This window comes from Phycisphaerales bacterium (genome assembly GCA_020852515.1).
Classification (GTDB): Bacteria; Planctomycetota; Phycisphaerae; order Phycisphaerales; family UBA5793; genus UBA5793.
The window spans coordinates 238,581-252,017 of sequence record JADZAS010000016.1; the positions used below are offsets into that span (position 1 = coordinate 238,581).

Annotated in this window: 13 protein-coding genes; 4 read left to right on the plus strand and 9 right to left on the minus strand. The window is 65.5% G+C overall.

Annotation, left to right across the window (positions count from 1 at the left end):
- Window positions 1-36: 36 nt before the first annotated feature.
- From IT430_12795 to IT430_12815, 5 genes are all read right to left on the minus strand, one after another.
- Window positions 37-282, minus strand: a complete 246-nt coding sequence (locus IT430_12795) for a hypothetical protein (protein MCC6908814.1) — start codon at window positions 280-282, stop codon at window positions 37-39.
- Entirely contained in the window at window positions 279-1,388 is a 1,110-nt protein-coding gene (locus tag IT430_12800; GenBank protein MCC6908815.1) for a type IV pilus twitching motility protein PilT, read from the minus strand. Before IT430_12800 ends, IT430_12795 begins: the two co-directional genes overlap by 4 nt.
- Window positions 1,389-1,466: 78 nt before the next feature.
- Complete coding sequence (gene tadA, locus IT430_12805) at window positions 1,467-3,194, minus strand: Flp pilus assembly complex ATPase component TadA (protein MCC6908816.1); 1,728 nt, start codon at window positions 3,192-3,194, stop codon at window positions 1,467-1,469.
- Between the two features lie 261 nt (window positions 3,195-3,455).
- A complete protein-coding gene (locus IT430_12810) occupies window positions 3,456-4,388 on the minus strand; it encodes an MCE family protein (protein MCC6908817.1) in 933 nt (310 codons plus the stop codon).
- Window positions 4,385-4,858, minus strand: a complete 474-nt coding sequence (locus tag IT430_12815; protein MCC6908818.1) for a paraquat-inducible protein A — start codon at window positions 4,856-4,858, stop codon at window positions 4,385-4,387. Before IT430_12815 ends, IT430_12810 begins: the two co-directional genes overlap by 4 nt.
- 224 nt (window positions 4,859-5,082) lie before the next feature.
- Here IT430_12815 and IT430_12820 point away from each other — a divergent pair, with 224 nt between their 5' ends.
- Both IT430_12820 and IT430_12825 read left to right on the plus strand, forming a co-directional pair.
- Window positions 5,083-7,668: a hypothetical protein gene (locus IT430_12820; protein MCC6908819.1), complete on the plus strand. Its 2,586-nt coding sequence runs from the start codon at window positions 5,083-5,085 to the stop codon at window positions 7,666-7,668.
- Between the two features lie 146 nt (window positions 7,669-7,814).
- The gene (locus tag IT430_12825; protein ID MCC6908820.1) at window positions 7,815-8,126 is read left to right on the plus strand and encodes a hypothetical protein; all 312 of its coding nucleotides are present in this window, start codon (window positions 7,815-7,817) and stop codon (window positions 8,124-8,126) included.
- 76 nt (window positions 8,127-8,202) lie between these two features.
- Here IT430_12825 and IT430_12830 read toward each other — a convergent pair whose 3' ends face one another.
- The 3 genes from IT430_12830 to IT430_12840 form a co-directional block, all read right to left on the minus strand.
- Entirely contained in the window at window positions 8,203-9,375 is a 1,173-nt protein-coding gene (locus IT430_12830; protein MCC6908821.1) for an 8-amino-7-oxononanoate synthase, read from the minus strand.
- 88 nt (window positions 9,376-9,463) lie between these two features.
- Window positions 9,464-9,850, minus strand: a complete 387-nt coding sequence (locus tag IT430_12835) for an integration host factor subunit beta (GenBank protein ID MCC6908822.1) — start codon at window positions 9,848-9,850, stop codon at window positions 9,464-9,466.
- Between the two features lie 324 nt (window positions 9,851-10,174).
- Window positions 10,175-10,564 carry a hypothetical protein gene (locus tag IT430_12840; GenBank protein ID MCC6908823.1) on the minus strand — a complete coding sequence of 130 codons (390 nt, stop codon included), beginning with the start codon at window positions 10,562-10,564 and terminating at the stop codon, window positions 10,175-10,177.
- 160 nt (window positions 10,565-10,724) lie between these two features.
- Between IT430_12840 and IT430_12845 the strand changes: the two genes are divergently transcribed.
- Window positions 10,725-11,555 (plus strand): hypothetical protein, encoded by an 831-nt coding sequence (locus IT430_12845; protein MCC6908824.1) that lies wholly within the window; start codon window positions 10,725-10,727, stop codon window positions 11,553-11,555.
- A complete protein-coding gene (locus tag IT430_12850; protein ID MCC6908825.1) occupies window positions 11,552-12,190 on the plus strand; it encodes a phosphoribosylanthranilate isomerase in 639 nt (212 codons plus the stop codon). Before IT430_12845 ends, IT430_12850 begins: the two co-directional genes overlap by 4 nt.
- A 13-nt stretch (window positions 12,191-12,203) precedes the next feature.
- Here the strand turns inward: IT430_12850 and IT430_12855 are convergent, their stop codons facing one another.
- Complete coding sequence (locus IT430_12855; GenBank protein ID MCC6908826.1) at window positions 12,204-13,436, minus strand: glycosyltransferase family 4 protein; 1,233 nt, start codon at window positions 13,434-13,436, stop codon at window positions 12,204-12,206.
- Window position 13,437 lies beyond the last annotated feature (1 nt).

A 13,437-nucleotide genomic window follows, 5' to 3' on the forward strand; every position in this document is an offset into this window, starting at 1 on the left:
CCAGAGTCCAACAACCCACAAAAACGAATTGAAACGTTATTTCTCGTAGATTTCAGTGCTCTTTTGTGGTTTCAAAACCAAATTGATCCGCCGGAGGTCCTTTTCCGCGCCACGTCCGGCGCGCCGGAAGAGGCTCGAAACGGCTCTGAACTTGCCGTGAATCGCCTCCTCCCGATGAACAGCGTGCGCGGACGGTGGCTGAGTTCCATCACCCGAAAGAGTGAGTCCGCAGCAGTTACGCAGGAGAAAGTTGATCCGCGCTGGCCCGATCGTCTGGCTCACTCTTCCGACTCGTCGAGTTCGGTCCGACCCACCACCCCGCCGGAGCGGTGCACTTTTTCCGTCAGATCGCTCGGATTCTTGCCCTTGTCGATCATCTCGTCGGCCGAGATCAAACCTCGCTCGTAGAGGGACCAGAGGTGGTCGTCGAGCAGCTGCATGCCGAACTTCTTGCCGGTCTGGATGGCCGAGTCGATGCGGAAGACCTTGTTCTCGCGGATGAGGTTGGCGATGGCGGGGGTGACGACAAGGAACTCGTATGCAGCCACGCGGCCGGGCTTGTCCACCCGCGCCAGCAGCGCCTGGCTGAGGATGCAGATCAGGGTGACCGACAACTGAACGCGCACCTGCTCCTGCTGGTTGGTCGGGAAGGCGTCGATGACGCGGTTGATCGTGCCCGCGGCGCCGGTGGTGTGCAGGGTGGCAAAGACCAAGTGGCCGGTTTCGGCGGCTGTGATGGCCGCTTCGATCGTCTCCAGGTCGCGCATTTCGCCGACGAGGATCACATCCGGGTCCTGACGCAGCACGCGCCGGAGCGATTCGGAGAACGAGGGGACATCCACCCCCACTTCGCGCTGGTTCACGATCGATTTCTTGTGCGGGTGGTAGTATTCGATCGGGTCTTCGATCGTCACAATGTGGTGGTCCATGTTGACGTTGATGTAGTCAATCATGGTCGCCAGCGAGGTCGTCTTGCCCGAGCCGGTCGGCCCCGTCACGAGAAACAGGCCGCGCGGCCGGCGGATCAGTTCCTTGCAGATCGGAGGCAGGCCGATCTGCTCGAACGACATGATCTTGTTGGGAATCTGCCGAAGCACCAGCGAGAGCGAGCCCTTCTGGCGGAAGACGGAGACGCGGAAACGCGCCTCCTCGCCGTAGGCAAAGCCGAAGTCGCAGGTGCCCTCTTCCTGCAGTTCCTGCTGGCTGCGCTCGGAGGTGATCGACTTCATCAGCGCCATGGTGTCGTCGGGGCCGAGCATCTTGGTGTTGAGTTCGCGCAGGCGGCCGTGAAGGCGGATGGTTGGCTTGCGGCCCACGGCCAGGTGCAGGTCCGAGGCGCCCTGGCGAATGACGGTTTCAAGCAGTCGGTCGATCTGAAGCGTGGACATTGGCGTTTGCTTTCTTCAGGAGTCCGGGGCCCGGCGCGGCGAGCCGATACGCGATTTCAACACCAGGGCGAAGGTCCCTTATTCCTCGACGATACCCGCTACCTGGGCCACGCGCGCGATCTCGGCCGGCGTGGTGACGCCGCTGAGGATCTTGATGCGGCCGTCGCCCAGCAGCGGCCGCATGCCCGACGCGAGGGCCTCGGCTCGAATGGCGGCCAGCGACTCGCGCCGGAAGGCCATGTCGCGCAGCGTGGAGTTCATCAGCATCATTTCGAAGATGGCCTTACGGCCGCGGAAGCCGGTGCCGCCGCAGTTGGCGCAGCCGACCGCCTTATAGATCGTCTTCGTCTGGCGATCCTGGGCCGTGATGCCGCACAGATTGAGAAACTTGGGATCGGGCTGGTCGTCGGCCGCGCGACACTTGGGGCAGAGCACGCGGATGAGCCGCTGGGCCATGACGGCCTGGATGGAACTGGCCACCAGGAACGGCGGCACGCCCATGTCGATTAGACGCGTGATCGCCGAAGGCGCGTCGTTGGTGTGCAGCGTGCTGAACACGAGGTGGCCGGTAAGGGCGGCCTGGATGGCAACCTCCGCCACTTCGCGGTCGCGGATTTCGCCCACGAGCACAATGTTGGGCGCCTGACGGAGCATCGATCGGAGAATCGACGGGAAGGTCAGGCCGATCTTCTCTCGCACCTGGCACTGGTTGATCCCGGTGAAGTTGTATTCGACCGGGTCTTCGGCCGTGATGATCTTCTTGTCCGGCCGATTGAGCACTGACAGCGCCGAATAGAGCGTGGTCGTCTTGCCCGAGCCGGTCGGGCCCGTTACGAGGAAGATGCCATTGGGCCGGCGGATGATGCGGTTGAAGACTTCGAGATTGTCTCGCTCGAAGCCGAGACTCTCGAGGCCGATGCGCACCGAATCGGGGCGCAGAATACGCAGCACGATCGACTCGCCGTGGTACGCCGGACATGAACTGACGCGGAAGTCAATCATCGCGTTGTCCACGTTCATTTTGATGCGGCCGTCCTGCGGCAGGCGCTTCTCGGCGATGTTGACGCCCGCCATGAGCTTGATGCGAGCCAGCACCGCGTTCTGCATGCGCTTCGGAAGATCGTCGCGGATGTGGCACACGCCGTCAATGCGATAGCGCAGGCGCACGCGATCGACGAAGGGCTCGACATGGATATCCGAAGCGCGGCTGCGCACGGCCTCGGTGATGATGCGGCTGACCAGTTTGATGACCGGCGCATCCTCGCCAGCCGCGATGTCGATCGACGAGTCGACCGACTTGTCCATCGTGACGTCGATGGACTCGGTGACGAACGAGCCGGCCTCTTCGAACATCGACTTGCCCGCGGCGGGCCCGCCGAGGCGATTGTCGATGTAGGCCTTGATGTCGCTGCGCGGCGAGACCTTGGTGTCGATCTCGCAGTTCAGGCGGAAGCGCAGCATGTCAAGCAACTGCAGATCCATGGGATCGTGAATCAGCAGCTTCAGTCGGCCGTTGGTCTTGTTCAGTGGCAGGACAAAGTGCTTCTTGATCAGGTCCTCCGGGAGCAGGTCGAACTGGACCTTTTCAGTGGCGCCCGGGGCATTGAGATCGAAGAATTCGAGGCCGAACTGCTGGGCGATCGCCTTGGCGCAGTCCGATTCCTGGACGAACCCGAGATCCACGAGGGTGTCGCCGAGCCGCTTGCCCTGGCCCTTGGCCACTTCCAGCGCTTGTGCGAGTTGTTTGTCGTCGAGTTTGCCCTCTTGAACGAGGAGCTCCCCGAGTTTGAGGCGCTTTCTGGCCATGAGGCTCCGTTCCAGTCCGTCAGTGTTCGCCCGGTCTCATCGAAAGAATCACAGCGCCCGGCCCGAAAATGGGTCGACTGGACGCCGCGATCGCATCACTGACATTATCCTCAAATGGCGGGAGTCGCCACCGATGACCCCGATGTGAGTGCGCAAAATGCGAGGTACAGGCCCCAACCTGCCCCCGTCGCGCGATCATCCAGCGAGTTCCAATTCGCGTGATCACCCTCTCCGGTTCCATGCCATTCACCGGGTGCCGCTCTACGGCTCAGCTCCGCGCGAATCCGCGTCGAGCGCGATGCTCGGCTCCCAGGTGAGCCATTCATCCTCCGCTTTCGCGGCCAATTCAAAGACATGCCCGTTGTGGACGGGATCGCCTGTTTTCTTGTCCGGGGTGGCGAAGGCGACTCCGCCTGTGAGGATCGATTCGAGCGAGTCGGCTCGGAGTGTCAGTCCGCCGAACAGACCGAAATCAACGCCCACTCCGCTGGCGTTCCAGAATTGCGAGTTATCGCGCACGAGCGGCACAAACGCCGGCTCGATGGCCGCCAGAACCTCCACGCGCGTGGAATCCGGACTCAGCCGAACGTCAATAACGCGGCCGACCCGCATGTCGCGGTAGGTCACCGGCGCGCCGATGGTCACCGAGCCGCGGCGCGTAGCTTGCAGCACGATTTCAAGCGTCCCGGGCAGCAACTTGCCGATCGGCGGCGGCGATTCGAGACCCTCGAAGCGCGTCTTTCGAGGCGAGCCGACCTCGGCAGGCGCCACCTCGATGTAGCGCGGGCCGAGCAGCGCATCCAAACCCGTCACGCCCTTGAGGCTGACTTCCGGCCGCACGATCCAGTACTGCGTGCCTTCGGCCGCGAGCGGCTCGGAGTCTGGAAACAAGCGCACGCTGACAATGACGCCTTGGAGGTCTCCGTCGAGACGCACGCGCTCGACGACGCCGACCTGAACGCCGCGGCAGTTGACGGGGTCGTTGGCGGAAATGCCGCGCCCGTTGGCAAAGGTGATCTGAATGGGCAAGCCTCGTTCGCGGATCGCCTGGTAGGCCAGCGCCGCAACGGCAACGAGAGCGATGGCCGGCGCCAGCCACGCCCAGGACCCCCACGCCCGGCGCGGCACGATGCGAGCTTCGGGCAACGCGTCGGTTGCCGCAGGTTCGCGTTCCGGATCGGCCGAATCGCTCATGCAGATTCCTCCTCCTGCCAGATGGCTTCCGGATCGAAAACGGCCGAGGCGAGCAGACTGAGCACGACGACTCCAGCGAACGCCGCGGCACCCGGCCCGGGATGGACGCGCAGCCAACTGCCGAGTTTCACGACGGCCACGAGCAGGGCGACGAGCAGCACATCCACCATGCCCCAGCGGCCGATCCATTCGAGCATGCGATAGGTCATTGCTCGGTGCCGGCCATGCAGGAACATCTCGCCCGAACAAATCAAAAAGGTGGCCAGGATCTTGGCCAGCGGGATGACGATGGAACAGAGCAGCACGATGACGGCGACGAGTATGGAACCCTCGGCAAGCAGATCGACTACGCCGGACCAGATGGTCGCACCATGCGTGTGCCCCATCTGTTCGATCTCGATGACGGGCAGGAGCATCGCGGCTGGATAGAGAATGAGAGCCGCCAGTGCGAAGGCCGCAGATCGCGCCATCGACTTAGGCGCAGCCGGTCCTCGCAGGCGCGCATCGCATCGGTGGCAGCGGGCCTCAAAGCCCTCGCCGTGCGCCGCCGCGCGCTGAATCAGCCCGCAACATCGACACGAACGCAAAGCGCCCAGGGGGGGGTTCTCACTCACGCCAGAGTGTAGAACGAGCCGGCGTCGCGGTCGGCTCGGCGCGGGTGCCGCCGCGCCGGCGAAACCTCTAGAATCGCCCTGTGAACCGTCTCACAGGCGCATCTGCCGGCGTGGCATTGGCCCTAGCGCTCAGCGGCCTGTGGCTGCTGGGCGTGCTGGCGCCGCTGAGCGCGCTGACGTGGACGTTCATCGTGTCCGGCCCGGAGGCGCTGGAGCGGCTGGCGTCGAGTCCGCTGTGGTCTTGGGCGGCTGTGCCGGCGCTGCTGGGCGTCACCTTGGGCTGGTCGCTGGCGATCACGGTCGCGGCCACGCTCATCGGCGTTCCCGTGGCGCTGTGCCTGGCGAGAACTGGCCCGCGCGGCTCGACGTGGTGGACGGCGCTGTCGGTGGCCGTGCTTTGCATCCCGCCCTATCTGCTCTACTGGGTCTGGGGGCTGCTGCAGTCGCCGGACTCGCCGCTCACCCGCTGGGCAACCAACCATCCGCAGCGTGCCTCGGCTATTCAGATCTGGCAACTCTGGTGGGGGCTGACGTGGTGGACCTGGCCGCTGGTTGCGCTGGTCGTCACCGCGGCGCTGCGCCGGCGGCCGCGGGAACTCGATGAGATGCTCGTCATCGATGGCGCCGGAGTTTGGCGAAGACAATGCGCAGCGCTCATGGACGTGCGGCCGGCGATGGCCTTGGGCGCGGGCGTGGCGCTGCTCTCGACGCTGCTCGGTTTTGCCGCGTTTGATCTCGCGTCGGCGAGTCTGCCCGTTGCGGATACCTACGGGAGCGTACTGAGGCGGATTCGGTTCGAAGCGGGCGCCGAGGCTGCGATCATCGCGGCCGGCCCGCTCATCGTGGTCAGCCTTCTGCTCGCCGGCCTCGTGGCGCTTGGAGCGCGAACCGCGTTCGCAGCTGAATCGGAGGACTCGCGGCCGGGCCGGGCCGAAGCGCACATCGGTGCAGGAGTGGCACTGAGCATCTCGATCGCGGCGCCGGCGGCGATCATGGCTCTGCAACTCGGCGGCCTTGAGCCGCTGACGCGACTGGGACCGCTCGAGGGACGGGCGATCGGCGAGAGTCTCGCTTGGGCTGCGTCTGCGGGGCTGCTGCTGGCACTGATGGCGCTGGGCCACTGCTACGGCTGGTCGCACCGCGCACCGGCTGTTCACCGGCTCACGACGCTCTCAGCCGCGGGCTGGGCCGTCGTGGGGATTCTGCCCGCCGCCACACGAGGAGCGGCGCTTCTGCAGTCACGCGCGATCATCGCCGACCGTTTCACTGACGGGGTTTATCCCGAGACGCTCTGGATTCCCCTGCCCGGCGCGAGGTACATCGCCTGGCCCGTCGTGGTGATCGTCGGCTATCTCGCTACCTACGGGTTACTGAGCGTGCTGATCGGCTGGTGGATGGCGCGAAGCGAGGATGAATCGCTTCGCTCCGCCCGGCTGCTCGACGGCGCCACCGGGCTCGTGAACTGGCTGCGGGCGCGTGGCTGGGGGGTCGGCGCCGCCGCCGCGATGGCCGGAGTCCTCGGAGCGGCCTTGTCGCTGGGCGAGGTTTCGACGACAATGATCGTGCTGCCTCCCGGTCCGCACAGTCTGACGCAGAGTCTGCTCAACAAGATGCACTACGCGCGCGAAGATTCCGCTGTGGCCACCTGCCTGATGCTGCTGGCAATCGTCGTTCCGGCCGGCTTTGTGGCGACGATGATCCTCGCCGCGTTGCGCCGGCGCGCTGCGCGCGCGGCACCGGTGCTTCTGGTGCTGGTCAGTGCTGCGTCGGTGGTGAGCTTGAGCGGTTGCGAGAAGCCGGCCAGCCTCGATGAGGCGCCGTTCGAGCCGGTGATGATCATCGGCTCCACGGGCCGCAGTCCGGGCCAGTTCGTCTATCCGCGCGGAATGGCCCTGGATCAGGCCCGGCGCCTGTTGTGCGTGGTGGATAAGACCGGTCGCATCCAGCGCTTCGACGCGGCGGGGAAACTCGTTGACGCGATCGTGCTGCCCAGCTTCGATCGCGGGTTTCCCACGGGTCTAAGCGTCGAGCCGGAAACGGGTCGGCTCTTCGTCGCCGACACCCACGAACACCGCGTGCTCGTCTACGACGCGGATGGCCGGCTGGAGCGCACGTTCGGCTCAGAAGGTCAGGAGCCGGGCCAGCTGCTCTATCCGACGGACATCGCATTCGGGCCAGATGGGGTCTGCTTCGTCTCCGAGTACGGCGGCAATGACCGGATCCAGGCATTTGACGCCGAGGGACAGCCGCTGTACATGTTCGGCGAGTTCGGCTTTGGAGACGGCCAGTTCAATCGGCCGCAATCCGTCGAGTACGACGCGCAGCGCGATGAACTGGTCATCCTCGACGCCTGCAATCATCGAGTAGTGGTAACGGATCGCGAGGGCCGCTGGAAGTTCACCGTCGGGCGGCCTGGCAGCGCATCAGGTGAGTTGAACTATCCCTACGGGCTCGTGCTGCAACCGGACGGGTCGTTTCTGATCAGCGAGTTTGGCAACAGCCGGATCCAGCACCTCGCCCGGGACGGCCGGTGTCTGGGGATCTACGGCACGCTCGGAGACGACCCAGGCTGTCTGCAGACGCCCTGGGGTCTCGCGGCCGACGCGCAGCGCCTCTATGTCGTGGACAGTCGCAACGACCGTGTTCAGGTGCTCAAACGCCCTTGAAAGGCGAGTGAGACATGCGCAGAATTCGGGAAACGCTTCTGCAATAGTCGCATCGGGCTGGGCGTTGGAGAGATGACGGCCGGCCGGAGCCGCCGGCGCCGGAGTACCCAATCCCGCCAGGAGAGACTGACATGACTCGAAATCTGTTGACCATCGTGCTGACCGTTCTTGCGCTGCTCGCGTTTGCCCCCACCCAGACGGCCAATGCCGCCGAGCCTGTTCGACTGAGCGGGGTGATTTCTGCCGTGGGCGATCACGGCATCGCGCTGCATACCGATCGCGGCGACATCCGGATTCACGTCACCGAGCACACCCGCATCACGCTCAACGGCGAGCCCGCCCGGCTCCATTCCCTCCAGCGCGGCGATCGCGCCCACGTTCTGGCTGAGTGGCATCGCACCCGCGGCGGTCGGATGCTCGTCGCGATCCGCATCGAGGCGATGCGCCGGCACCGCTGACGCAACGATCAGCCGAACTCTGATTCGATTGTGAAGGAGCGCTCCTCTCGTGCTCAAGAGCCGAGAGGAGCGTTTTTCATTCCGCTGACCAGTCGAAGGTGTTCAGCGCGAACACGAGGCGATCAACCTGCTCTTCCGTTAAGCCGCAGTGCAGGCTGAGCCGGACCCGGGCCGTATTGGGCGCGACCGTCGGCGGGCGGATGGCCGGCGCGAGGATGCCGTGCGAATCGAGGTGCGCGGCGAGCACCAGCGCGCGCTGTGCAGATCCCACGTGGATTGGAATGATGGGCGTCGGATCCATTTGCATCGTCAAGCCGAGGCTGATCAGTCGATGGCGAATCGTCTCGGACAGTTCGGCGAGGCGATGGCGCCGCTGCGGCTCGCGCTCAATCACGTCGAGCGCGGCGTCGATCGCCGCCACCTGCGTGGGCGGCGCCGCAGTGGTGTAGATGAACGATCGGCCGGCGTTGACGAGGCAGTCGATAACGACACGCGGCCCGGAGACGATGCCGCCCAGCGAACCCAGCGCTTTACTCGCCGTCGAGATCGTCACGTCGGCAACGCCTCTGCTGTCGAGCCCCTGGCCGCACGGTCCGAGCACGCCCGTCGCGTGGGCTTCATCGACGATGAGGCACGCGTCATGGGCGTCGCGCGCGGCGGCGAGCCTCGGCAGGTCGGCTGCGTCGCCGTCCATCGAGAAGACCGAATCGGTCACAATGAAGCGGGCGGCGTTGGGGTGGGCGCGCCGGTGGCCGGTCAGCAGCGCATCGAGCCGCTCGTAACGCAGATGCGGAAAGGTGCGGACGGCTGCGCCCTGCGCGGCGGCGAGGCGGGCGCCGTCGAACAGGCTCGCATGGCAGAGTTTGTCGAGGACGATGATGTCGCCGCGCTCGGCCAGGGTCGAGAGGACGGCGAGGTTGGCCATGTAGCCGGTTGGGAAGAGCAGCGCCGCCTCGGCCTTCTTGAATGCGGCGAAGCGCGCCTCGAGAGCGGCGTGCGCCTGCCGCGTGCCGCCTGCCAGCCGGCTCGATCCGCTGCCCACGCCAGAACACAGCGCCGCCTTTCGAACGCGCTCGATCAGAAGCGGGTGACTGGCGAGCCGGAGGTAGTCGTTGCTCGACAGATCGATTTCAAACGGTTCGGACCCGTCGCGTCGGACCTGCAGCGAGCGCCACAAGCCGGTTGTCTGCCGCTCGTCGAGACGTTCAGTGAGTCGATCGAACCAGGGTCTGGAGCGTTTGGCGGACATGAACGAGTGATGGCGCGTCCCTGAGCGGCGCCAGCGGATCAGGCGCGCTTCATCTGGCCACTGGACCGGCGGGGGGACGAGTAGAGATCTAAAGCCGGGCGGGACTTCGGGCGCCTGCGGTTTGAACGATGGGCGCGCCGGGCCCGGCAACGCGCCCATCGCGGCCGTCGCGATCCGGCGACGGGGCATCGCCGAAGTCGACCTTCTCTTTCATGAGGCGGCCGGGCTTGAATTTCACGGAGCATTTCGCCGGAACGTCGACCTTGGCGAGCGTCTTGGGGTTCTGCGCGACGCGCGGGGCGCGGTGTTTGACTTCGAAAACGCCGAAGTCGCGCAGTTCGATGCGGTTGCCGTTGCCGAGTTCTTCGACGATGAGGTTGAGGAACTCCTGAATGATGCCCTTCACGGCGACTCGCTTTTCTTTGGTCGTCTCAACGATGCCATCGATGAGATCCTTCTTGGTCACGTTCGGCATGTGATGCGCCCCCTTCCAGGGATCCGAGTCGGCAGCCACCCCGACTCTGATTTGGGCTCGCACTTCTCTCTCCTCGGCGTGGAAGAGTGACATTGCTCACCCACCTAGGAGAAACACCTGAATGATCGCGACGACCTCCACCGCGCCGGGGACACTCCAGCCGGTGCGCCAGCGTCGGACGCAACCACAACTCCTGTCAGTATGGCGTGTTGGATCGAATCCGTCAAGGGGCAAAGCGGAGAGAAAACAGGTAATCTGCAGATTTGTCCGCTCAGAAAACCCCACGAATTTTTCTGGAGAGGCGGCCTCGCTGGTCGCGGCGACTCAGCGCGTGGCCCCGCCCTGGATCGATCGGACGGTCGTCTGCGTGCTGCTGCGCGGCCGGCCGGAGAAGTCATACAGCCGGTCGTACTGCGTAATCTGAAAGGCCCCAAATGCGGAGCGCGGCGGAGGAGCCCCGACCGAGAGCCGCGCGTCGTTGCGGCTGTACTCCCAGTCGTCCCAGGTGAATCCCGGTGCAAGCCAGCGCGCGGCGAGCATCTGGCGCACTTCGGGCGTGGCAAAGGCGAGTGCGGGGTCTCGATGTGCTCCCTCCGGCGGCGCAGCCGCTGACGCCGGGCGCTGCGCCGAGCGTGAAAGGCCCTGCGGCTGGGACGAGGCGCACCCGGACAGCAGCGCGGCGATCGCGCAGGCAATGACTGCTCTTGAGTTCATGATCATCTTCTCCTGCCGCAATTGTACAACCGGCGCGCCGGGGCCACCGCACGGCATTTGGACGATAAATGGGCGGCACGCCGCCGTCGCGCCTTGCAGGATGTTGCCGGGCGAGCACACCGCTGAGGCGGCGGCGCAGCATGGCGGGCTATTGTTGGGCATGGAACTGCCGGTTATCGGAGGGCGAGGTGCGGCGACCATTGAGGCCCTCGTGCGCGCCGTGCGCAAGGGGAACCTCGAATTGAGCCGCGCCCTTGCGCCGCAGGAGACGCCCCTCGAGGGGGCGCTGGCGCTGTGCAATCAGAATCTCAGCATGTGCCCAGCGGCCTGTTGCGCTCGCGACGTCCACGTCCCGGCGGGCAGCGATGCCGAGGGCGTGCTCAGCCGAATCGAAGCGCACTTTTCAGCCCAGCACGCGACGTGTCATCTTCTCGCCCCGACTGCCGCAGCACTCGACGACTCGTGGCACGAGCCACTGACGCGGCGGGACTACACCACGCGCCACCAGGCCCTTCTGATGCTGGGAACGACCGTTCATTCGCCAAGGCGGCCCGAAGGTTATCAGGTCGTGTCGGCCCGCGCTGTTGTCCCCGGCTACTGCGCGTTTCTGGATCGCTGGGCGGCGGCGCGCTCCTGCGCTGCCGACTCCTGCCTGGCGGTGTGCGAAGCCGGGCTGCTCGATTCCGATGCGCTCGATGTGTTGGCGGTTCGCAAGGACGGTCAGGTGGTCGGATGCGTCGGCGCGCTGACCGTCTCCGAGATCGGCATCCTTCGGGCCTTGCGCGTGGACGACCACGCCGACCTCGACGCCACGGTGGATGCCCTGCTCTGGCACGTGGTCGATCTCGCCAAGCGATCGCAGTTCCGGCAGATTATCGCGGCGGTGGACGAGACGGATGAAACATCAACAGAAGCGCTGGGCCGCATCGGGATGACGCGCGTAGAAGTCATCGAGCATTACGTGCGCGATGCAGGCGAGGCGGCCGGGTGACGGCCCGAACGAGAGTCAAGATCTGCGGCCTTCGCTCGGAAGCGGATGTGTTCGCCGCCGTCGATGCCGGCGCCGATGCCGTGGGATTCGTCTTCGTGCGTTCTTCACCACGATACATCGAACCGGAGGCGGCCGCGGACCTGGTTTGCCTCTTGCCGCCGCTCGTGCACGCCGTGGGCGTGTTCGCCGATGAAAAGGCCGCCGTCGTCTGCGAAATCGCTGGCGAAGCGTGCATCAATCTCGTGCAACTGCACGGCTCAGAGGACGCCGCGTGCGTTGAGATGGTGCGCGAGGCATTCCCGGTTATCAAAGGCATCCGCTACGGCGAGGAGGCGATGCGCCGCTGGTCGGGTGTGGAGAGTATCGACATGCTGCTCGTGGACGGGTCCGACGGCGGGGGCGGCGCCACTCTGGACTGGCGGGCCCTGGCGGGGCAGCGCGACTCGATCCGCGCGCCGCTCATGCTTGCGGGCGGGCTCACGCGTGAAAACGTGGGAGAGGCCATCGCGGCTGTCCGCCCGTACGCCGTGGACGTCTCGAGCGGCGTGGAGGCCGAGCGCGGGATCAAGAACCCCGACGCCATCCGGCGCTTCTGCGATGCGGTGCGCTCGGCCGATGCGACCCTGGCTGGATAGGCTCGCGGGCCGCCTACTGCACGATTCGCTGGAAGGTCTCTTCGAGCTGGCGCTGATTGGCCTTCCAGGAGAATTCGCCGAGGCTGGCTTCGAAGCCGGCGCGCGCTTCACGCTCGATGTCTTCAGGATGCTCAAGGTAGTGCGTCATCGCCTCGACGATTGTGTCGATGCGCTCGGGGTCGATGGTGCGGCCGCAGTGCACGCGGGCCAGGATCTCACCCATGTCGCCGATAGGCGTCATGACCACGACGCAGGCGTTGGCGATCGAGTCATAGAACTTGCTCGGATTGATGTAGCGGAAGTTGGCGTCATTGAGATACGGCAGCACGGAGACGTGCATCTGCGCGTACAACTCCGGCATATCCGTGGTCGAGTACGCGCCGCTGAGGACGATTCCATCGCGGTACGGCTCAATGGTGCGGGCGAATTCATCCTCGTAGTACTCGGCGACTTTGCCGGCAAGGCGCAGCCGGGCCCGATCGGAGTACTTGGCAAACACGGCGGCAAAGGCCTGGAGCAACTCGTGCAGGCCGGTCCCCTTGTACACCGTGCCCAGCCGGCCGAACATGACCGGCCCGCCGGCCTTGACGGCGTCGAACTTGCCTTCGGGCCACGCGTCGATGCGCTCGTCCCAGAGAGGCTGGTTGCCGACGATGGTCACGTCGCGGCAACCCCACTGCTCGTACTTGTTCTTCTGCCAGTTGCTGGTGATCTGCACGGCCTGTGCCATGCGGCTGTAGCGGCGCTCGAGGCCGTAGATGATGGGCAGCAGCATGCGGCGGGGGCCGGTCCAGAAGCCGTAGATCTCCGGCTCGTGCGCATCGAAGATGACGGGCAGATTGAGCCGGCGCTGAATCATGGGGATCATTGGGCTCAGGTCCTGGCCGATGATCTTGACCGCGTCAAATCTGCCGCTCGCGAGGCAGTCGAAAATCGCCCGATGCATCTTTCGGAAACTGAGAAAGTTCTTCGGCCCGCCCCAGCTCTGCGACCGCACCGGCACGCGGTGCACCCGCACGCCGAAGTGATCCTCGTCAGGCGGGAGTTTCATCTCGCGATTGACGGCAAAGACGGTCACGTCATGGCCGGCGTCGCGCAGCAGTCGCGCCTGGCCGCAGTAGCGGCCGTAGGTGCCCTGGAAGCGTTCAAACGTGCGACTGATGCAGTAGGCGATGCGCAGGGGGCGCCCGGTGCGCAAGCCGCCCAGGCCGGGCTGGGGCGCTTGGCCAATGCTGGGAATCGTCATG

Bases quoted from the DNA above. Each gene is read 5' to 3' on its own strand.
- tadA (MCC6908816.1), bottom strand. From the start codon at position 3,194: ATGGCCAGAAAGCGCCTCAAACTCGGGGAGCTCCTCGTTCAAGAGGGC.
- IT430_12855 (MCC6908826.1), bottom strand. From the start codon at position 13,436: ATGACGATTCCCAGCATTGGCCAAGCGCCCCAGCCCGGCCTGGGCGGC.
- IT430_12815 (MCC6908818.1), bottom strand. From the start codon at position 4,858: ATGGCGCGATCTGCGGCCTTCGCACTGGCGGCTCTCATTCTCTATCCA.
- IT430_12830 (MCC6908821.1), bottom strand. From the start codon at position 9,375: ATGTCCGCCAAACGCTCCAGACCCTGGTTCGATCGACTCACTGAACGT.
- IT430_12810 (MCC6908817.1), bottom strand. From the start codon at position 4,388: ATGAGCGATTCGGCCGATCCGGAACGCGAACCTGCGGCAACCGACGCG.
- IT430_12845 (MCC6908824.1), top strand. From the start codon at position 10,725: ATGGAACTGCCGGTTATCGGAGGGCGAGGTGCGGCGACCATTGAGGCC.
- IT430_12800 (MCC6908815.1), bottom strand. From the start codon at position 1,388: ATGTCCACGCTTCAGATCGACCGACTGCTTGAAACCGTCATTCGCCAG.
- IT430_12840 (MCC6908823.1), bottom strand. From the start codon at position 10,564: ATGAACTCAAGAGCAGTCATTGCCTGCGCGATCGCCGCGCTGCTGTCC.
- IT430_12835 (MCC6908822.1), bottom strand. From the start codon at position 9,850: ATGCCGAACGTGACCAAGAAGGATCTCATCGATGGCATCGTTGAGACG.